Raw genomic sequence first — 21,246 nt, 5'->3', positions numbered from 1 at the left:
TTGAGGTGCAAAGGTACTATTAATTGATTGAATGTTATATTTTAAATAATGAATGTTGTTTTTAAATTTTTCGACATAAAAAAACACTGTATTATTACAGTGTTTCTTGGAGGATTAAAAAAACAGAAAGAATTATTTTACTCTTGTCAGTCCAATGTTCTCAGGAGCATGGAGCACCATTGGAAATTGTTCCACTTTTACGGAACTGCTATCCAAACCAAAGGCTCTTTCTTCAGATAAACTTAATTTTTTAATGAAGAAATAGGAGTTCATAATTATTTTTTCGTGCCAACGTAAATCACTGTCATTGGAAAGGAATTTTTCGGATAATACAAATTTGAAATCACCTATGATATTATTTTTATTCAAAGATTCGTAGCGGCTGGTTATATCTACTTCTCCTTTTTGCACCATATCCCGGATTACCTCTCTAAACATCAGATTTATTTTTGTAGGTTCTCTAAAACCAAGATTAAAGTCTACACGATACAAATCATCTTTGACAATTTCAGTTACTTTATATTCGGTTTTATAAGGTTCAGTCAATATATTCACGTGAACAAACCAATAAATATCAGCTCTTTTGGGTCTTTTTTGTAAGATGGAATACATTACTTTTTCTTCGATCTCGTCAATTCTACCGGCATTAGTCATATATACTAAATGTGTTGCGTATTTAGGAATGGATAAATCAGCACTTAACTCCACTAGTACTTTTTTGTAGTCCTCAATTTTAACAATTTTGGTGTAACTTTTGTTAATTTTTTTGGCCAGGTACCAAATAGTCATTATACCTATTAAAGTGATTGCTATAAAAAGCGTTACATAGCCACCTTCAGCAAACTTCGTAACATTAGCTGCGAGGAAACTAAATTCGATTATTAGATAAATAGTAATCAATGGAACTATAAAATATAATTTCACTCTTTTCATTATCAGGTAAAAATTCAGTAAAATAGTGGTCATTATCATACACAAAATGATCGCCAGTCCATAAGCATGCTCCATATTACTGGATTCTTCAAAGTGCAGTACAATTCCAACGCAACCAATAAATAATAACCAGTTTGTAGACGGAATGTATAATTGTCCTTTTAATTCTGTAGGATATTTTATTTTTACTTTTGGCCAAAAATTCAATCGCATTGCTTCATTTATCAATGTAAATGACCCGCTGATTAAGGCTTGTGAGGCAATAACAGCTGCTAGAGTAGCAATTATAATTCCTATAGGCTGAAACCAGTCCGGCATGATGAGATAGAATGGGTTTCCATTTTTTCCTCCTAAAGTTTGTAATGTCTCTCCTTCGTGGCGAATTAAATAGGCGGCTTGTCCAAAATAATTCAACACTAATGCAGTTTTTACGAAAATCCAGCTAATTCGGATGTTTTTTCGTCCGCAATGTCCCATGTCTGAGTATAATGCTTCAGCTCCTGTTGTACACAGAAATACAAAACCTAAAACAAAAAAACCTTCTGGATGGATGGTCAATAAATGATAGGCGTAGTAAGGATTGATTGCTTTTAAAACTTCGGTGTGTTGTGAAATTTGTGCGATTCCAAGTATCGCTAGCATCCCAAACCAAATAAGCATCATTGGAGCAAAAAATTTACCGACTAACTTGGTGCCGAATTGCTGGATAGAAAAAAGTACAAAAAGAATACTTATTACAATTGGAATGGTATTGATTTCTGGATAGTACGTTCTTATTCCTTCAACCGCTGAAGATACGGAGATGGGTGGCGTTATGATTCCGTCAGCTAATAAAGCACTTCCTCCGATTATAGCCGGGACAATCAACCACTGAATTTTTGTTTTTTTGACCAAAGCATATAAAGCAAAAATTCCGCCTTCGCCATGATTATCAGCGCTTAACGTGATTAGTACGTATTTGATTGTGGTCTGCAGTGTAAGGGTCCAAAAAACACACGATATTCCACCTAAGACAATATCCGAATTAATAATGTGGGTGCCAAGTATGGCTTTCATTACATACAATGGTGAAGTTCCTATGTCACCGTAAATTATTCCTAATGAAATTAATAAACCTCCTAATGTCCATTTACTGTGCAGGTCTTTGTGCGATACGCTCATGTGTAATTTTTAAAAAACTTTTCAAATTTACACTTTTAAAATAAATTAGCGCTTTTTATCCGATAAAAAAGAAACACGGTTTAGGGAGCCGTGTTTCTTTTTTTGTATTTAAGATTTTTAGGAGCTTCTATTTTCATTTTTTGAAGAAGAATTGCCTCTTTGAGATTCCGTTCTCTGAGGACCTGATGCTCTTGATGTGTTGCCTCTGTTTTGAGATTCCGCTCTTTGCGGTGCTGCTTGCCTGGAAGGACTTGTTCTGTTTTGAGAATATTCTCTGGATGATTGAGCTCTTTGCGGTGCTGCTTGTCTGGAAGGACTTGTTCTGTTTTGAGAATATTCTCTGGACGATTCCGCTCTTTGCGGTGCTGGTTGTCTGGAAGGACTTGTTCTGTTTTGAGAATATTCTCTGGATGATTGAGCTCTTTGCGGTGCTGCTTGTCTTGAAGGACTTGTTCTGTTTTGAGAATATTCTCTGGAAGATTCCGCTCTTTGCGGTGCTGGTTGCCTGGAAGGACTTGTTCTGTTTTGAGAATATTCTCTGGACGATTCAGCTCTTTGCGGTGCTGCTTGTCTGGAAGGACTTGTTCTGTTTTGAGAATATTCTCTTTGCACTATTGCTCTTCTATTAGAATAACCGGTTTCATTTCTGGATACTCTTCTTTGATCTAATTCATGGCGGTTATTTACAGTACTATTTCTTCTGGAAAAAGACGCATTTGGATGTTGTCTTTCATATCCGTTTGAACGTCTTGAATTGTGTAAAACTACTGCACGATTACTTCTACGGTTATTGACATAGTTATAATTGTTGTTGATATTCAAATTAATGTTTATGTTATTTATGTATCTAAAAACGGGAAATGGATTCCAAGCATAATAATAGGACGGATAATAATTCCAATTCCAAGTGGAATAGTAAGGGCGGTAATTAGTAGACCAGAAGGATGCATAAATTACTGGAGTACTGTAATAAACTGGCTCATAAATGTAATTTTGGCCATACATAAATTCATTACCAACTATTTGTACATGAATTTTATTGTTTCTGTCTTTCTCAACATCAATTGTTGCAACATCTTGGTAGATATCTTCATCAATCACTGACTGAACGATGATGAGATGGGTTCTGTTTTCTACCGTTTCAATAATCCGTAAATAGTCAACTTCATTATCATTATTCAAATCTAAATTTGATATTTGCAGCTCAGGATCATTAAGGCGTCTTTCAAAATCCTGCAGGTCTCTAGAATCACCAAAGATATCAGCAACAGCTCTCAGATCAAGATTATCACTGATTTCGGCATTCACAGCATTTACGTATGTTCTGTTTTGTGCCTGTATTTGTGTTGCGAAAACAGCGGTCAACAGACTCAATAGTAATAGTTTCGTTTTCATAATTAATTGGATTAAGTTTTTCCTTTTTTTCAATATCCAATTACTGTGCCAATATAATTTGGGTGCTATTTGTATTTATATTATTAATTGTAAATTAGCCTTAAAATGTACAAAAATGAAAAATATTTCTTTAGTGCTGTTGGTTTTAAATGGATTTGTATCCTGTAAAACAAGTGTTTATAAGTCGGAAAAGTTACATAACGTTAGTTTTCAGTCCGTTGAAATTGATACCTTATTTCAAGATCAAATAAGTATCAGAGCGATTCAAATTGATAAAAACAAAATCTGGTATGCTGCTGATAAAGGTAGATACGGGTTATATAATTTAGATACCAATCAAAAAATAGAGCACAAAATCACCAAGGATTCTTTGATACTTGATTTTAGGAGTATCGCTCAAACAGCCAATCATATTTTTATTCTCAATGTGGCAAATCCTGCAGTGTTGTATCAAATTTCAAAAGAGGAAAAGGATTCACAAATAGTATATCAGGAAAGCCATGAGAAGGTCTTTTATGATAGTATGCAATTTTGGGACGATACAGAAGGTATTGCTATGGGAGATCCAATCGCTGATTGTCTTAATATTATTACAACACGTGATGGAGGCCGATCATGGAATAAAATTCCGTGCGATAAATTACCAAAAGTGATGCAAGGCGAAGCTGCTTTTGCGGCAAGCAATACTAATATTGTAATTAAAGGGAATAATACTTGGATTGTTTCTGGTGGAAAAAAATCAAGGGTTTTTTATTCTCCTGATAAAGGAAAGTGTTGGACCGTTTTTGAAACTCCAATGGCACAAGGAAAGGCAATGACCGGAATTTTTACTGCCGATTTTTATGATGCAAAAATCGGTTTTGTAGCAGGAGGGGATTATGAAGATCAAAACCAGAATTTTTCCAATAAAGCCCGTACTGCGGATGGTGGGAAAACATGGGGGCTTATTGCTGAGAATCAAGGATTTGGGTATGCTTCCTGTGTGCAATATATTCCTGAAAGCAATGGTAAGAAACTCGTTACTGTGGGGACTACAGGGGTTTATTACTCCTCGGATGGTGGTGAATCATGGCAACAAATAGCAAAGGATAAAAGTCTTAATACGCTCCGGTTCATAGATAAAAAAACGGCTGTTGCTGCAGGGAAAAATAAAATGATTCGGATCAATTTTAAATAACAAAAACATCCTAAGCTCAAGTTTTTACTTGTGTTTAGGATGTTTTATCGAACTAATAAAAAAAGATGTTATTTTTTATGCGCTTTGTTGCGGTATTGTTGCAACAGCTTTCTATTGAAGTCTTCCTCTGCTTTTTTAAGTTTTAAAATTTTTACAGATGGAAATATTTCTCTCAAATTTTGAACAAATTTCTTCCGTAAAAAAAACAATTCTTCTTCGGTTTCTTCTATTTGAACTAAAAATGAATTGGCTTCTTTCTCCGTGATTTGATCTAAAGATCCATCATTCATTCTTCTCATGAAACTTTTCATTTTCTGATGTCTTAATTCAAATTGTTTGTCATCAAACAGGTTGTAAATAGGCCAGAATTTTTCGGCTTCACTAGTGGTCAAGTTTAACTCAGTTGTCAAAAAGGCTACTTTCAAAGCTTTAATTTGTTCTTTTTTCTCTTTCATGTTTTCATGTTGGCCATAAAAATTAAAGGAAAGAAGTAGCAACAGTATTGGGAATATTTTTTTATATTTCATTTTTGTTTTATTTATTATAATCGGTGAACGCGTTTTTTATTCTAAAAGAAGATGCTCCAGATTAGCATTTTCGGATAAATGATCCTCTATAGCTTCATCTTCTAAAACTTCATTATCTGCTTTAATATTATTGATATCTTCGGTTTCTAATTCACTTATTAAATCATAAGGGTTTACACTCGATTGATAGGTTAAATAATTTTCCAGAGTGAGCGTGTCTATTTCGTTAGGGTTGCTTGCTGACGGGCTTAAAACAGGAATCATCAGGGCTATTACTAAAATTGCTGCAACCATTAGAATCCTGTTTTTTCTTTTTTGAAAAATAGAAAATACTTTTGGCTCCTCTATGGGTAATTGCTTCATCATTTTTGCTGAAAAATTTTCAAAATAATGGTCAGGAATCTTAAATCCAGTCTCAATTTTGGGCTCGTTTTCTAATTTAAATGTTTTCATACTATTCATTAGACAGTGGTATTGCAAAAAGGTTTAATTAGTAGATACAAATGCTTCTATTTTTTTTACAGCAAGGTGATAGGAAGCTTTTAATCCTCCAACTGAAGTGCCTAAAATAGCAGATATTTCCTCGTATTTTAGTTCTTCAAAATATTTCATTTTAAAAACTAACTGTTGTTTTTCAGGTAATAAAGCAATTGCTTTTTGTAATTTTAGTTGAATTTCGTTTCCATCAAAAAACACATCAGCTTCGAGATTATCAATAGTTTTACTTTGTAAAATTTCAGACGATACCGTATTGATTTTTGATTTTTGTTTCAAAAAAGTCAATGCTTCATTAGTAGCAATACGATACATCCAAGAGAAGAGTTTACTGTCTCCTTTAAAATTTTTTAAATTTTGAAATATTTTGATAAAAGTATTTTGCAAGATATCATCCGCATCATCGTGATTTAAAACAATGTTACGAATGTGATTGTATAACGGTCTTTGATACTCTTGTAACAACTGCTGAAACGCTTGATTTTGTGTTTTAGAGTTCAACAAGTTATTTATATATTCCTGTTCGTCTTGCAAATTTTTTATTTATGAATTTAGAATACTCTTTATCAAAAAGGTTTAATTCGGTGGAAAGATAATATTAAAATTCAGATTGTTCTTCTTCCTTTTTTTGTGCAGGTTCCGGTGTTTTTACCGCTGGAGGTTTATTGATTGCTGCTGGAGCAAAGACTTTAACAGGAATTACTTTTGGTTTTATTGGAAAGTAAATGTCAGTAATCCACTTTGATGGATTTTTTATTTCCGCTTTGCCGATGGTATAGTTCTCTAGGTGTGAAAATTTAGTGTCAATACTTATTTTGTTAGCATTGCTGTACGCTGTTGTTTTATCTAGCGCTTTTTTTATGTGTGAATAATCACCGGTTAAGGTTGTTTTCAAGGCTTCGAAAGGTTCGAGTTTACCGGATAAAATATCACTGCCTGAACTGGTTAAAATTTGATTTTTTATAGGGATACAAAAAGACAATCTACTCAATCCATTTACTGGATTGTAAGTGTGATAAATAATAAAAGGCTTTCCATTCAATTCTATATTGTTTTGTTCACAAAAAAGAATGATTTTTGGAAAAACGATTCGGGCATTTTTAGTAATATTTGAAATTTTGCTTGTAAAAGTTTGGTGCAAATAAAAAGTTGCTAGTTTTTTTACCACACCTTTTACCTTTATTTGATGGGTATTTATCTCGTAAACTAGTGTTTTGTCTAGATTAGCCAAGCTTTTTTCCTGCATGGCACCTATAACTGTATTGATACCGCCGTTTAAAGCAGCAGTGATCTTCATAACGAAACTCATTTTCCCGGTGGTTTTCCAAGTGACCTTTGTTCCGCCAACCGTGTCTTTTAAACTCAAGAAAACGGATGATACCCCTCCGTTGTAATTTATTTTTTGAGAAATACTTTCATTTTCTTTTACAAAAACCGTTTGCATATCCCCTTTGACTTCTTTTCCTTCCCAAGTGAAGGAAGCTCCCTTTCCTACAGTGTTTTTAGGATAGGTGATTATAATTTCAGGATCTTCAACGATCCAGGCACCAAAATCCTGCCAATTTTTATAATCATTAACAAAATTAAATACCGTTGATTTAGGAGAATTAATAATATGACTTCTTTGTACAGCGAATTCCCCTTTTTGTGTAGCTACAAAAATGGATAAAGCCACTAAACTAAGCAGCAACAAAAGAAATAAATATTTTATAATCCTCATGATATCTAATTGTATTAATTTTTGTAAAGTTAAAAATTTAATTTACAAGTCGCCAAAACTGTTAAATAAAAAAACGCGACTTGAATGTTTTAATTAAATAGTTGTTTTACGAAAGGAATACTTTAGGAGAATGATTTCTAGAATAAAATTTATAGGGGACATGTTCAGGTAGCACTATTTGGCACCTTGCACTAATTAGCAATTAGGATTTGTTTTTAAAATAAGAAAAGAACAAATTAAAAAAAGTCCTCTTTTCAGAAGACATTTAAAAAAAAACTAACGTTTGAAAAAGACTTTTATCAAAAATAAAATGCCAATAAAAACTCCAAACCCAATTAAAATTTTATAATTTCCTTTATAAAATTTTCGGTGTAACGCTAAATCTTTTCGGTAGGCATAAATCATTGCAATACTGAATGCAACAAAAAAAAAGCCGGCAAAAATGAATTGTCCCTGACTAAACATACTTTATATTATTTTTGACAAATTTAGCTATTTGTTTAATAATAGTTTGCTAATTTGTATTTTCATTTAATAAAATTTAAATTATGCAAAAACAAATTAATGCCGTCAAAGAATTCCATACCGCTTTCAAAATTGGGCATAGCGAAACTCCAATAGCCGGCTTAGCTGAAACCAAACATATCCTTCGTTTCAATTTGATGAAAGAAGAGAATGAAGAATATTTAGAGGCTGTTCAGAATAATGATTTAATAGAAATTGCCGATGCATTAGGCGATATGATGTACATTTTATGCGGAACGATTATTGAGCATGGGCTGCAAGACAAAATAGAAGCCGTTTTTGATGAAATTCAACGTAGTAATATGAGTAAGTTGGGTCAGGATGGGGAGCCTATTTACCGTGAAGATGGTAAGGTCATGAAAGGGCCAAATTATTTCAAGCCTGATTTCTCTAAAATAATTGGTAAATAGAGGTAGAAATTTCAGAAATTCTTTGATGATGTGTATGATATAAAAAAGCGATTTTCACACTGAAAATCGCTTTTTTTTAATTTTTAAATCTTTGAATTATACTTTAACAGTCCAGCCAAAAGGATCCGCATCTAATTTATTTTGGATATTTTCTAATTTAGTTTTCAGTTGCAAAGCCATTGTGTTTTCAATTTTTGGTAATTCATGATACACATCCTGATAGGAGAATCCTGAAATGGGACTTACCACAGCAGCTGTTCCTGCACCAAAAATTTCTTTTAAAGTTTCGTTTTTAAATGCCTCAACAAGTTCAGATACTAAAACTGAACGAATTTCTACATTTATACCTTCACTCTTTGCTAAATCAATCAGTGTTTTTCGAGTAACACCATCAAGTATTCTTTCACTTACAGGAGCCGTTAATAATGTGTCATTTATTCTAAAAAACACATTCATCGTACCGGCTTCTTCTAATTTTGTGTGTGTGGCATCATCAGTCCAGATTATTTGTTGAAAGCCTTCTTTATTTGCTAAATTAGTTGGATAAAATTGGGCTGCATAATTTCCGGCTGCTTTTGCAGCTCCAATTCCACCATTAGCCGCCCTGCTGTAATGCTCCGCAATTATTACTTTTACATCACCTGAATAATAAGAGGAAACAGGCGATAAAATAATCATGAACTTATATTCATTTGATGGGTTTGCAATTACTCCGGTACCTGTTGCAATCATAAAGGGTCTGATATATAAGGCATTTCCTTTTCCTTTTTTTATCCATGCTTCGTCTAATTGCAGCAATTGATTTAAACCATTCAGGAATATATCTTCTGGAACTTCCGGCATAGCCATCCTAACAGCAGAGGTGTTGAAACGGCTGTAGTTTTGATCGGGTCTAAAAAGCCAAACGTCATTGTTCTCATCTTTGTACGCTTTCATACCTTCAAAAATAGCTTGACCATAATGAAAAACTCTTGACGATGGATCTAACAAAAAAGGTGCGTAAGGCTTAATGACTGGTTGTTGCCATTCCCCATTTTTAAAATCACATTCAAATAAATGATCTGAAAAAACAGATCCAAAGCTTAAACTTTTAAAATCAACTTCATTTATTTTTGAAGTGGGTGCTTTAATTATTTCAATTTTGCTAGTTTGAGTTGTACTCATGATAATGTATTGTTTATTTTTATATGTTACTACAATTGGGTATTAAAATCTTGATTATGCAAAAAGAACTTTAATAATTGCAAAATTAAATAAAAATCACTAAAATACTTGACAAAACACCATTAATTATAGCCTTTACGTACGATTTATTTATTTTTGAAAAAACAGAAAAAATCAGCATCAATTTTATGGGATTTGCATAATAAATGTACTTTATTTAGGACAATCATTTTAGTTTTGATTAAATTTGGACTGCTCATATAATTATAAAACTTCAAATAACCTCAAATAATAATTTTGAAAAGAGAAATAATACAAACACTTGATGGTTCCACAACCATACGAATAGAGGAATGGGATGAGTGTTATCATTCTAAACATGGAGCCATTCAGGAAGCGCAACATGTCTTTATTAAAAACGGACTTTCCTTATTTCAAAATAAAGCGGTTTCTATTTTAGAAATTGGTTTTGGTACCGGATTGAATGCTTTTATTACCTTATTAGAAGCAAAAAAAATGAATCAGTCTATCGATTATGTTGGCGTAGAGGCATATCCTATATCTCCTGACGAAGTTTTATGTATGAATTATGTTACAGAGTTGAATGCTGCTCAAGAAAGTGACATTTTTATAGCAATGCATCAAAGTGTCTGGGGAGAGAAAATAGCGCTTAGTAATGATTTTTTGTTGACTAAAAGAAAGCAGTTTTTTGAAGTAATTGACGACAATAACACATTTGATTTGATTTACTTTGATGCTTTTGGTTACAGAGTGCAGCCTGAATTATGGAGTACGGATATTTTTAAAAGAATGCATACAGCACTGAAAAGTAATGGAGTTTTAGTGACTTATGCAGCCAGAGGAGTTGTAAAAAGGAGCATGTTAGAAGTAGGTTTTACGGTTGAAAAATTAGCCGGACCACCAGGAAAAAGAGAAATGTTCAGAGCTACTAAAAAATAAATATTTGTTAAGTGGCTTATTATCAATAATATATTATATTTTTGATCAAAAGTAGTACGAAAAATAAAAAAACTAAAAACTACGTTAAATAACTATGTTCTAGTTGTAAAAAATGTATTTTTACATCACTTTCAATTAAAATCTAACCTAAAATCTTCATTAATTATGTCGAAAATCATGTATGATTATACTAAATCAGTTTTAGAAAGAGTAAGCTTTGATGTTATGCTTTTTAGCAAAGAATTAGAAAAAGCTATTAAGACATTATTGCCCTATGAAATGGATCAATTACGGGAGTGGTTATTAAATTTCACTATTGGTAAACCGGAACTAAAGCACTGTTTACTAATAGTAAATTCATAGTAAAAAAGGAACCATAAACGGTTCCTTTTTTTATTTTTTTGCGATGGGACTTATTATCTGAACATTTTGAAAAACAATTGCTCCTTTTACAACTCCTGTTATGGTATTTCGAAGTGCATCTATTATTTGAATTTTTAATTCGCTTTTAGGAAAAATCAAACTGACTTCTCTTGCAGGCTTAGGTTCTTTAAAATGACGAAGTTTTAGCTTGTCTTTTTCTTTTAAATCTAAGGTATGCAAATAAGGAAGCAGCGTTGTTCCCAGACCTTCATCAGCTAGTTTTATCAAGGTTTCAAAACTGCCACTTTGTATTTGAAAATGGTTGATTTCATTTTTACCAGTACTCTTGCATAAGTTTAAAATTCCTTCTCTAAAACAATGTCCGTCTTGTAATAATAAAATTTCATCCAAGTTTAAATCTGAAACTTCTATTTCTTCTTTTTGAAAATTATGGTGGTTTTCAGGGATGTACGCAACAAAAGGTTCGAAATACAAGACTATTTCTTTAATTTTTTCTTCCATCAAAGGAGTTGCGGCAATTGCAGCGTCCAGGTGTCCATTATTGAGTTTAATAATAATTTCTTCGGTATTTAACTCTTCAATAATAAGTTTTACTTTTGGATATTTTTTTATAAAATTATTTAGAAACATTGGCAATAAAGTAGGCATGATTGTTGGAATGATGCCTAATCTAAATTCACCGCCTATAAAACCTTTTTGTTGTTCAACAATATCTTGTATTCTATCAGCTTCATTGACTATATTTTTTGCCTGGTTTACAATTTTATACCCGATATCAGTGAGCTGGATTGGTTTTTTGGTACGGTCAAATATTTGAATACTTAATTCTTCTTCTATTTTTTGAATTTGCATACTCAGTGTAGGTTGAGTAACAAAACATTTTTCTGCAGCAAGAGTGAAATTCTTGTGTTCAGCTACTGCAAGTACGTATTTTAATTGAGTAATTGTCATGGTTATAATTATATCTGATACAAATTTAATAAAACAATAACTTTTTATTATAGTGTTTTTCGTTAATCTTACACTAAATTTGTCATATAACGGAAATAAATATAAAACAACATTAAAATGAAAACAAATATTTTAGGTTTACCGGTAAAAGAGTCAGAATTAATAGCAACTGAACTAAATGTTTTGTTAGCTAATTTTCAAGTATATTATCAAAATTTAAGAGGAATTCATTGGAATATTAGAGGAAAGCGTTTTTTTGATTTGCATGTAAAATTTGAGCAATTATACACGGATTCTCAAATAAAAATTGATTTAATTGCTGAAAGAGTTCTCACTGTTGGTGGAACGCCGCTCCATACGTTTGAAGACTATATAAAAAACAATCAATTAGTAGTTGGTAAAAATATTTCAAATGATGAAAAAGCAGTACATTTAATTGTTACATCACTATCTCATTTATTAAAGATTGAAAGAGTAATTCTTGACAAATCGGCACAAATCAATGATGAAGGTACTAATGCGATGATGAGTGATTTCATTTCAGAACAAGAAAAGACAATCTGGATGATGCAGGCCTGGCTTGAAGAAAGTTTGTAACACTTAAAATTCAAAAAAAAACCAGATAAAAATGATGCATTTTTATCTGGTTTTTTTTTGAATTTTATTTTTTTTAAAATAAATAAAAACTGTTACTTTTATTATAAACTAAATTCTATTTTTGCGACAATGAAAATGATATCTAAAATATTTTTAATTCTATTTTTAGCTTTCCTTGTCACCCCAACTATTGTTGCGGTGATTGAGAAAAGTTCAGATATCTCTGTTTTCTATAGTTTTTCTGAAGAGGAACACGTTCACAAAGAAATTAAAGTATTATTTAGTTCTGAATCTACTTTGGAAATAATTATTGCAACAAAATTATCTTCTAGTGCTATTCTTTCTGAAAATTTATCAAAGCATGATAATATTACCTCTTCTATATTTATACTACCACCCAACCAAGTTTAAGACAGTGTTGGTTTTAGTGTTTCTTAAATCAATTTTCACATACTTTCAACGTGAAAACAGCTCTTTGTATTCAATCTTTAGTTTGGTATTATGACAAGAAAAATTAATCTTTTTGCTACCCTTAAATCTGATTTTGCATCAGGATTAGTGGTTTTTTTAGTAGCTTTGCCCTTGTGTTTGGGTATTGCAATGGCTTCCGGTGCTCCATTATTTTCAGGAATTATTTCAGGAATTGTTGGAGGAATTGTCGTTGGGTATTTAAGTACATCACACATCAGTGTTTCAGGCCCTGCAGCAGGTCTTACCGCAATTGTTCTTACCGCAATAACGGATTTAGGTGCATTTGATGTTTTTTTGACGGCTGTTTTTATAGCAGGTCTAATACAATTAGTTCTAGGATTTCTTAAAGCAGGAAGTATATCAAATTATTTTCCAACAAATGTCATCGAAGGAATGCTGGCCGGTATTGGAATTATAATTATTTTAAAACAATTGCCTCATGCCTTTGGATACGATAGCGATTTTGAAGGCGATTTAGCTTTTATGCAAAAGGACGGAGGTAATACATTTTCAACCTTATTAAATATTTTTGATTATATTCAGGTTGGATCTATAATTATCACTTTAATCTCTGTAGCGGTATTGATTTCCTGGAATAAAGTCCCTTTTTTGAAGGATTTAAAATTAGTTCCTGGTGCATTGGTTGCTGTAGTTTTAGGTGTTGTTTTGAATGAGATTTTCATCAGAACAGGAAGTCCGTGGGCTATTACTAACGAGCATTTAGTTTCTTTACCGGTTCCTACCAGTCTGGAGGAATTTAAGACGATTATAGTTACTCCCAATTTTTCTGGGATTTCGAATCCAAAAGTTTGGATAGTAGCCTTTACTATTGCAATAGTCGCTTCGATAGAAACGTTATTGAGTATTGAAGCAGCAGACCGAATGGATATTCAAAGACGTTATACGCACACTAATATGGAATTGAAAGCACAAGGTGTTGGAAATGTGATAAGCTCACTTCTAGGAGGTCTTCCCTTGACCTCGGTAATTGTGCGTACCTCAGCAAATTCTAATTCAGGTGCTAAATCAAAGATGTCTACTATAATTCATGGGGTACTATTATTAGTGAGTGTACTTGTAATTCCTGTTATCCTGAATAAAATTCCATTGGCTACATTAGCCGCAATTTTAATTTTGGTTGGTTACAAGTTAGCTAAACCAGCCACTTTCAAACATTTTTTGGAAAAAGGGAAATATCAATTTGTCCCTTTTATTGCGACTCTATTAGCAGTTGTTTTTACGGATTTATTAAAAGGGGTGGCATTAGGAATTGTCATCAGTGTTATTTTTGTTTTAAAAGGAAACCTGAAAAGAGCTTACAGTTTTAGAAAAGAAGAATATGAAGATGGTGATGTTATCCACATTGATTTGGCGCAAGAAGTTTCTTTTTTGAACAAAGCAGCCATCAAATATACTTTAAACGAGATTCCTGAAAATTCTAAAGTGATAATTGATGCCAAAGACACCGTGTATATAGCGCATGACATTTTAGATTTGATATATGAATTCAAAACAACAAGAGCTATAGATCATAATATAAAAGTCAAACTCAAAGGATTTAAAAAAGCCTATGATTTAGAAAATACTCAAGAAACCAAAAACCATGTAACTATTGAGCATTATTATGATGCAGCAAAAAGGGTAATGGTTAAACGAGAGGTGCCTGACGAAGAATTCACTAAAAATAAAAATTAATTTCGCACTAATAAATTTAAAAATGAGTCCTTTACAAAGCATTAATTTGTCACTAAGTAAGGATATAAACAAAATAAGTACACAACGATTATGAGTGATTTTTATAAAAAAATACTGGAAAATAATGAAAAATGGGTAGAAACATCTTTGGCTTCTGATCCTAATTATTTTGAAGACCTGGCCAAAGGGCAAACACCACCCTTATTATGGATAGGCTGTTCTGACAGCAGGGTTCCTGCAAATGAAATTATAGGAGCTAAACCAGGCGAAGTTTTTGTTCATAGAAATATTGCTAATATGGTGGTTCATTCAGATATGAATATGTTGAGTGTACTGGATTACGCAGTAAATGTATTGAAAGTAAAACATGTACTGGTATGCGGACATTATGGTTGCGGCGGTGTCAAAGCAGCTATGGGTAATGATTCTATTGGTATCATTGACAACTGGATTCGTCACATAAAAGATGTCTATCGTTTGCACAGTGCCTACTTAGATTCTATTTTAGATGAAACAGAGCGATTCAACACTTTTGTAGAATTGAATGTTAAAGAACAAGTTTATGATTTGGCTAAAACTTCAATTGTTCAGGCAGCATGGCGAAATGGTCAGGACTTAACCTTACACGGATGGGCTTATGGTCTTAATTCCGGTTTTGTAACGGATTTAGAGGTGAATATCAGTTCCGAAAAAGATTTGGATGAAGTCTATCAGTTGAAATTTTAATCCCCAAAAATTGTAATAAATAAAAGCCGCTTTTAGCGGCTTTTATTATTCGTCATCAAGATTTTCGTTAAAAGCGGAGGGTAGTAGTTGAGGTATAAATTTAATTAAAATAGGCAGCAATAAGCTACCGCCAGGAAGAAGGAATATAGTCAACGACGGAATGGTTTTGCAAATTTCCAGTAATTGTTTCTTGACTTTTTTCTTCTCTTTCTCGTCTAAATCCCTGCGAGTAGAGTAGGCTAATAGTACCATTAACTCCTTACTTTGTGCGATTTCCTTAGACAATCTGTTCTTATTGCGACTAATCAGTGTGACCACACTTTGAGTCGTTTGGGCATAAAAATGTTTTACTGGATTTGAATAATTAAAATAAGGAATTTCCTTTTTATGTTTCGTAATAAAGGCATTCGTACTGCGGATACTTTCATCCGAAAAACCATCCGGGATCGAAACCGTTTTAGCCAGTGAATGCAAAAAATAAGCTTCATTATCTTCAATTTCTCCATCACTCCATAAAGCCATTCCTGCAAGATCTATCAAATAGTATTTTTCTAAGTCATTTGAAAAATAATCTAGTTCAAGTGTCTCTAAGCTTTGTACTGATACCTTAGAGAATTTACTGTAGCGAATAGAAGCTTCAAAAAGCTTGATTAATAAATCATCGTATTGAGATTTTTTTGTTTTAATTTTTAAAGCAAGTGTGACCACATTTACAATAGTTTCCTCGATCTTTTTTAAATACTTTTCCGGAATTTCACCATGAATTAAGTATTGGCGAAAGGCCAAGACATCAATAAACAGTAAGGCATTAGTTACTAGGTGAGAAAAATTTTTACTGATGATGCTATCATTTGTTTGAACACGCTCATCAATTATTTTTTCTAAAGTTAAAGCAGGAGAATTCTTTGGCAGTATTTTTTTAAATAGGTTAAAGCCTTGAGGATTCATTTGATTGTAAAAAGTAACGGCTTGTTTAATGAAATTATCAGGGCTGATATTTTCATTTGTTAAACAAAAAACTGCATGCAAAGTATTTAAAAGTGCGACTTTTGAAATCTCTTCTTTGAACCAACCCTTAGTTTCAATAGGTGCTACAGTTTCAAATGCAATGATATGGCCATATATAAAACCTGTTTCTCTAACTTTTTGATAAAATATATCGGTAGTTTTTGAAACCGTTTCTTTTGAAAACTTTTGTTCAATAAAAAATTTATCTATCCAACCTGATGCTGAAGGGTTAATCATTGCTTTAATTTGAAGGTACAAAGCTATACTTTTTTTCGTAATTTTAACTTCTGTTTTTTAGTTTAACACAGATATTACTTTTAATTAGTATTGGTTTTTTTAATTTTGAACAGTACGGATTTCTAACGAATAATTATTAAAAAATGAAGTCTCAGAGGCCCCTTTTTTTTAAATAAAAAACCCGGAATCCTACTTTTTAATTCAGGGTTTTTATTGTTTTTTAAGAATTAAATAAGTTTTCGGCGGCATCCCAATCAACTACATTCCAAAAGGAGTTTATATAATCAGCTCTTCGGTTTTGATTTTTAAGATAATACGCATGTTCCCAGACATCTAAAGCTAAAACGGGTTTTCCTTTAAGTCCCTTCCCTCGTAATCGCATCAAAGGATTGTCTTGGTTTGCCGTAGAACCTATTACTAATTTTCCGTCTTGCACCACTAACCAGGCCCAACCGGAACCAAATCTTTTCATAGATGCATCACTAAATTGTTTCTTGAATTCATCAAAAGAACCAAAAGTTGTGGTTATGGCTGCTGCCAATTTGCCTTTTGGAATACCACCACCATTAGGTTTCATTAAACTCCAAAACAAGCTGTGATTGTAATGTCCGCCTCCGTTATTCCGAATGGCTTCTGGGAATTTAGACATTTTTTCAAAGATATTTTCTAAAGATTTTGAATAATCAATTAAGTTTTTATCCAAAGTATCAATGGCTTTATTCAAATTTGTCACATAAGCTTGATGGTGTTTGCTGTAGTGAATTTCCATTGTAGCTTTATCAATATGAGGCTCTAATTCATTATAGCTATAACCTAATTTAGGAAGACTGTAGGTTCCAGGAGTATCTGTGAAAGCTGCTTCATAGGGTTGATTGTCAATTTGCAGTACTGGCTGGGCAGCAAATGCAGCATTGAATAATCCAGAGCCAATAATTGTACCTGTAGACAATAGGGCCGTTTTTTTTAAAAAATTTCTTCGTGTATTATTATTTTCCATAATTTATTTGTTAGTCTTAAATGAGGGATTAAATATTTGTATAAAAATAATCATTAATAGACCGACTTGGGTTAATAAAGACTTAAAATTTGATTTGTTTTACCTACAATGATATTTTGAATATCTATTTTTTTTACGGAAATTATATAAATTTCATTTTGAATTGGCATATCCTGAAATTAACAAGTATTTAAAAATGAAGTAATTAGTTGCTTTTTTAACAAGTTGAATTTAAACAAAAAAACCATTCGTTTTGCGAATGGTTTTTTTAGTTTAAAATTAATTCTTAGTTGTGGCTAAAGCCAGAACTACAACATTGTTGATGCATAAAGCTATTGGACTCCTCATGCCATGGGAAATTAGCATTGTATGCGTTGTTTTCCCAATAAAAATTTTCTCTTTTTTTAGGTTCGTTACCTATTTCATTCATTGTTTCGGATTCGTACATTCGGCCATTTGCGATGGTATACAATAACGTATTGGAGTTTTGTATATTTTCTAATGGGTTTTTATCCAAAACTAAAATGTCAGCCAATTTTCCGGTTTCTAATGAACCAATGTCTTTTCCGGCTCCGATATAATTGGCTGCATTAATGGTGGCTGTTTTCAAACTTTCTAAATTGCTCATTCCACCTTGCTGTATACTCCATAATTCCCAGTGTGCTCCCATTCCTTGCAACTGTCCGTGTGCTCCCATATTGACTTTTACGCCATTGTCAGCAAGCGTTTTTACGGTTTTAGATGTCAAAATATGATCGTTTTCATACTCTTCATCAGGAGCCATCATGCGATATCTGGAGCGGGAATCAATTACGGCCCTTGGGGTGAATTGGAGTAGTTTTTTGTTTTCCCAAACATTCGTTTTTTGATACCAATAATATTCGGCATTCAATCCGCCATAATTTACGATTAGGGTAGGAGTATAGCCTACTTTACTGGTGCCCCAAAGTTCGAGTACATCTTTATAAACGGGTGCTACTGGTATATTGTGTTCCACTCCAGTATGACCGTCAATCACCATGGTCATGTTAGTAAAGAATGTCGAGCCGCCTTCTGGTACCACATTAATTTCTTCTTCTCTGGCCGCTTGCAATACCTGTTGACGTTGGTCACGTCTTGGTTGATTATAGCTTTTTACAGAAAGTGCTCCAAAAACTTTGGTCCGTTTTACTGCAAAACGAGCGTCATCAATAGTATTGACAATTGCTTTAAAGTCTCCTTCAGCACCGTACAAAATAAATCCGGTTGAATATATTCGGGGTCCTACAATGGCACCACTTTTTACCATTTCCGAAAGGGTAAAAATAGATTCCGTGTTAGAAGACGGATCATGCGATGTCGTTACTCCAAAGGCTAAATTTGCATAGAAAGGCCAATTTTGTTGGGTGGTTAATCCATAACGAAAAGCACCTACATGGGCATGAGCATCTACCATTCCAGGCATAATAGTTTTACCAGTCAGGTCATAAACCATAGCCGTTTCAGGAATACGAATGTCACTTGCATTACCAATGGCTTCAATCCGATTTTCATTGATTATAATACTACCGTTTTCAATCACTTTGTCGCCGTCCATAGTGATGATACGAGCATTCGTCAGGGCAATTTTGCCTTTTGGTTTATCAACTTTTGATTTTAAATCTATTTTAATACCTATATCAGATGGTTTTTCAACTTTTTCAGGTGAATCCGGTAAAAAAGTAAATCTGTTTTTTACGGCATTCGAAAAATAAGTATTGCCTAACATCCACATCACGTTTTTGCTATTGGGTGACCAATGTAAATTAATTCCAGCCTCTTTTGACAATTCTGACACAGGTACATTCGTAGTTTTTTCGTCCAAATCTACTTCTTGGCCGTTGATGTTTAATGGAGCCACATAAGCTTTGTGTAAATGGGTGAAAGCGATCCACTGATTGTCTGGACTTGGCACCAATCGGTTGGCATATTTGGATTTAATATGGGTGCGTTCTTCTTTTCCGTTAAGGTCAACACTTTTGAGTTCTTTGGTTAAATCCCCAAAAAAGACTCCCCCAGTTTGGAAGAAAATACGATTTCCTTCTTTAGTAAACACAGGATATTCTCCTTTTGAGGTAATAAATTTTGATTTGCCACCTGTAACATTCATGGTGTAAATCCCTGGTTTTTTTGAAAAAGCAAAACCTTGATCCATATTTCCGCCTTCCTTGACGTAGACAATTGTTTTTTGGTCAGGAGAGAGACTTGGTGTTCTGTAAATTCCTTTTTCAGAGGTTAATTTAACAGATTTTTTACTTTCTAAATTAATTTTTCTGATAGCGCCTAAATTTGTGTCGTTCCAACTAACATAGATTATCTCTTTACCATTAGCGGTAAAAGTAGGTTCTGCTTCAAAATCAGTATCTGTAGTCAATCGTTTTGGACTTCCATTAGGCAAGCTTTTAGTCCATAAATATCCTAAAGCTCTAAAGACTACTGTTTTTCCATCGGGAGCGGTTACAGCATCACGGATCATTTTTACTGTAAAGTCATTGTCAGTTATTGGAGTATCAGAATGTACCCGATCTGCAATGTCAATAGCGACATCGGCTGTGAAAGGAATCTGTGTTACCTGATTTGTTTTTGTATTTATTTTTTGAATTTTACCTCCGGTCCAAATTATAATGTCTTCATTGTTTGGCATCCAATTGAAATTAGGATACACACCAAACAAAGCCCAAGCGGCTTGTTGATCTTTGTTAAGTTTATCATAAACGGGACCTTCTTCACCTGTTTCTAAATTATGAACATACAAAACCGTTGCGGTACGCACTCGTTTTACATACGCTAACAGTTTACCATCTCTTGAAATTTGTGGTCGAGCGGCGCCTCCCGGACCACCCGTAATTTTTTCTGTTTCTCCCGTTTCAAAATCATAGCGATTGATAGCATAGATTTCACTGTTAGGATCTTTATTGTATTTGAAATAACCACCGGGAGAAACGTCTTCACTGTAATACATGTATTTGCCATCAGGAGAAATTACAGGTTCGTTAACATCTTGCTGGTCGTTTTTTCGTTTGGTCAATTGTACGCCACTACCACCGCTAATGTGGTATTGCCACATTTCACCAGCGCCAAGAGAACGGCTTGATGTAAAGTGTTTTCTTGCTACCAGATAATTGCCGTTGGGCATCCAAGTCGCATTGTTCAGTAGTTGAAAATTTTCCTTAGTGATTTGTTTCACTTCACTTCCATCGGCTTTCATGAACCAAATATTATCGCCACCACCAGCATCGCTAGTGAACGAAATGTGTTTTCCGTCAGGGCTGAATCTGGGTTGTACTTCAAAAGGAATACCGGAACGAAGTATTTTTGCTGTTCCGCCTGTTATAGGCATCTGGTAAATATCTCCCAAGAGATCAAAAACGATCGTTTTCCCGTCTGGACTCACATCGAGGTTCATCCAAGTTCCTTCGGATGTGGTAAATTTATGGGTCTTGTAATTGAATTCTTTTCCAGGTTTTGCGACATCCCATTTCGGCTTTTCCTGTCCATAAATGGTGGAAATAAAAGAAAATGCGAGTAGAAATAAGCTTGTTTTTTTATTCATTAAAAAGAAATTAAATAGTGATAGAGGATAAATATAGGTAATAAAATGAAGTAGTTTGTATTTCTATTTCTATCTTATTGCTATAAAAGCAAAAAACCACCCGCAGTTGCGAGTGGTTTTTGTATCAATTAAAGCAGTATTT

The 21,246-nt window shown here is 33.3% G+C and carries 20 protein-coding genes; 8 read left to right on the top strand and 12 right to left on the bottom strand.

Annotated features, from left to right (window positions below; all coding sequences use genetic code 11):
* Window positions 1-132 precede the first annotated feature (132 nt).
* Both EKM01_RS07700 and EKM01_RS07695 read right to left on the bottom strand, forming a co-directional pair.
* Window positions 133-2,094 (bottom strand): KUP/HAK/KT family potassium transporter, encoded by a 1,962-nt coding sequence (locus tag EKM01_RS07700; protein ID WP_126460620.1) that lies wholly within the window; start codon window positions 2,092-2,094, stop codon window positions 133-135.
* Window positions 2,095-2,211: 117 nt separating this feature from the next.
* Window positions 2,212-3,489 carry a hypothetical protein gene (locus EKM01_RS07695; protein WP_126767659.1) on the bottom strand — a complete coding sequence of 426 codons (1,278 nt, stop codon included), beginning with the start codon at window positions 3,487-3,489 and terminating at the stop codon, window positions 2,212-2,214.
* A 115-nt stretch (window positions 3,490-3,604) separates the two neighbouring features.
* Between EKM01_RS07695 and EKM01_RS07690 the strand changes: the two genes are divergently transcribed.
* The gene (locus EKM01_RS07690; RefSeq protein ID WP_126767655.1) at window positions 3,605-4,666 is read left to right on the top strand and encodes an oxidoreductase; all 1,062 of its coding nucleotides are present in this window, start codon (window positions 3,605-3,607) and stop codon (window positions 4,664-4,666) included.
* A gap of 68 nt (window positions 4,667-4,734) precedes the next feature.
* On the opposite strand, the gene EKM01_RS07685 is transcribed toward EKM01_RS07690, so the two are convergent.
* From EKM01_RS07685 to EKM01_RS14780, 5 genes are all read right to left on the bottom strand, one after another.
* Window positions 4,735-5,193 (bottom strand): sensor of ECF-type sigma factor, encoded by a 459-nt coding sequence (locus EKM01_RS07685; RefSeq protein ID WP_126460629.1) that lies wholly within the window; start codon window positions 5,191-5,193, stop codon window positions 4,735-4,737.
* A 36-nt stretch (window positions 5,194-5,229) separates the two neighbouring features.
* Window positions 5,230-5,646 (bottom strand): hypothetical protein, encoded by a 417-nt coding sequence (locus tag EKM01_RS07680; protein WP_126561727.1) that lies wholly within the window; start codon window positions 5,644-5,646, stop codon window positions 5,230-5,232.
* Between the two features lie 33 nt (window positions 5,647-5,679).
* The gene (locus EKM01_RS07675) at window positions 5,680-6,222 is read right to left on the bottom strand and encodes an RNA polymerase sigma factor (protein WP_126576842.1); all 543 of its coding nucleotides are present in this window, start codon (window positions 6,220-6,222) and stop codon (window positions 5,680-5,682) included.
* Between the two features lie 64 nt (window positions 6,223-6,286).
* Window positions 6,287-7,408: an SRPBCC family protein gene (locus EKM01_RS07670; RefSeq protein WP_126767652.1), complete on the bottom strand. Its 1,122-nt coding sequence runs from the start codon at window positions 7,406-7,408 to the stop codon at window positions 6,287-6,289.
* A 276-nt stretch (window positions 7,409-7,684) separates the two neighbouring features.
* Window positions 7,685-7,873 carry a hypothetical protein gene (locus tag EKM01_RS14780; protein ID WP_126460641.1) on the bottom strand — a complete coding sequence of 63 codons (189 nt, stop codon included), beginning with the start codon at window positions 7,871-7,873 and terminating at the stop codon, window positions 7,685-7,687.
* An 83-nt stretch (window positions 7,874-7,956) separates the two neighbouring features.
* On the opposite strand from EKM01_RS14780, the gene EKM01_RS07660 reads away from it, so the two are divergent.
* Window positions 7,957-8,343 carry a nucleoside triphosphate pyrophosphohydrolase family protein gene (locus EKM01_RS07660; protein ID WP_126455620.1) on the top strand — a complete coding sequence of 129 codons (387 nt, stop codon included), beginning with the start codon at window positions 7,957-7,959 and terminating at the stop codon, window positions 8,341-8,343.
* 96 nt (window positions 8,344-8,439) lie between these two features.
* Here the strand turns inward: EKM01_RS07660 and EKM01_RS07655 are convergent, their stop codons facing one another.
* The gene (locus EKM01_RS07655; protein ID WP_126460644.1) at window positions 8,440-9,507 is read right to left on the bottom strand and encodes a branched-chain amino acid aminotransferase; all 1,068 of its coding nucleotides are present in this window, start codon (window positions 9,505-9,507) and stop codon (window positions 8,440-8,442) included.
* A 297-nt stretch (window positions 9,508-9,804) separates the two neighbouring features.
* Between EKM01_RS07655 and mnmD the strand changes: the two genes are divergently transcribed.
* Entirely contained in the window at window positions 9,805-10,467 is a 663-nt protein-coding gene (gene mnmD / locus EKM01_RS07650) for a tRNA (5-methylaminomethyl-2-thiouridine)(34)-methyltransferase MnmD (RefSeq protein WP_126460647.1), read from the top strand.
* Window positions 10,468-10,632: 165 nt separating this feature from the next.
* The gene (locus EKM01_RS07645) at window positions 10,633-10,830 is read left to right on the top strand and encodes a hypothetical protein (protein ID WP_126455626.1); all 198 of its coding nucleotides are present in this window, start codon (window positions 10,633-10,635) and stop codon (window positions 10,828-10,830) included.
* A 30-nt stretch (window positions 10,831-10,860) separates the two neighbouring features.
* Here the strand turns inward: EKM01_RS07645 and EKM01_RS07640 are convergent, their stop codons facing one another.
* A complete protein-coding gene (locus EKM01_RS07640) occupies window positions 10,861-11,802 on the bottom strand; it encodes a LysR substrate-binding domain-containing protein (protein WP_126460650.1) in 942 nt (313 codons plus the stop codon).
* Between the two features lie 117 nt (window positions 11,803-11,919).
* Between EKM01_RS07640 and EKM01_RS07635 the strand changes: the two genes are divergently transcribed.
* The 4 genes from EKM01_RS07635 to can all read left to right on the top strand — a co-directional run bounded on the left by EKM01_RS07635 (window position 11,920) and on the right by can (window position 15,291).
* Window positions 11,920-12,399, top strand: coding sequence for a Dps family protein (locus tag EKM01_RS07635; protein ID WP_126460653.1), 480 nt, complete (start codon window positions 11,920-11,922; stop codon window positions 12,397-12,399).
* Between the two features lie 135 nt (window positions 12,400-12,534).
* Window positions 12,535-12,810 (top strand): hypothetical protein, encoded by a 276-nt coding sequence (locus tag EKM01_RS07630; RefSeq protein ID WP_233589311.1) that lies wholly within the window; start codon window positions 12,535-12,537, stop codon window positions 12,808-12,810.
* 90 nt (window positions 12,811-12,900) lie between these two features.
* Complete coding sequence (locus EKM01_RS07625; protein WP_126767649.1) at window positions 12,901-14,565, top strand: SulP family inorganic anion transporter; 1,665 nt, start codon at window positions 12,901-12,903, stop codon at window positions 14,563-14,565.
* 90 nt (window positions 14,566-14,655) lie between these two features.
* Window positions 14,656-15,291 carry a carbonate dehydratase gene (gene can / locus EKM01_RS07620; RefSeq protein WP_126561731.1) on the top strand — a complete coding sequence of 212 codons (636 nt, stop codon included), beginning with the start codon at window positions 14,656-14,658 and terminating at the stop codon, window positions 15,289-15,291.
* Between the two features lie 45 nt (window positions 15,292-15,336).
* Here the strand turns inward: can and EKM01_RS07615 are convergent, their stop codons facing one another.
* The 3 genes from EKM01_RS07615 to EKM01_RS07605 form a co-directional block, all read right to left on the bottom strand.
* Window positions 15,337-16,536, bottom strand: coding sequence for an LETM1-related biofilm-associated protein (locus EKM01_RS07615; RefSeq protein ID WP_126767647.1), 1,200 nt, complete (start codon window positions 16,534-16,536; stop codon window positions 15,337-15,339).
* Between the two features lie 220 nt (window positions 16,537-16,756).
* Window positions 16,757-17,416 (bottom strand): superoxide dismutase, encoded by a 660-nt coding sequence (locus EKM01_RS07610; protein ID WP_233589313.1) that lies wholly within the window; start codon window positions 17,414-17,416, stop codon window positions 16,757-16,759.
* A 403-nt stretch (window positions 17,417-17,819) separates the two neighbouring features.
* Window positions 17,820-21,104, bottom strand: coding sequence for an amidohydrolase family protein (locus EKM01_RS07605; protein ID WP_126767644.1), 3,285 nt, complete (start codon window positions 21,102-21,104; stop codon window positions 17,820-17,822).
* Window positions 21,105-21,246 lie beyond the last annotated feature (142 nt).

The organism is Flavobacterium sp. RSP46 (genome assembly GCF_003984825.1).
Taxonomy (GTDB): Bacteria; Bacteroidota; Bacteroidia; order Flavobacteriales; family Flavobacteriaceae; genus Flavobacterium.
This window is presented reverse-complemented; position numbering and strand designations above follow the sequence as displayed.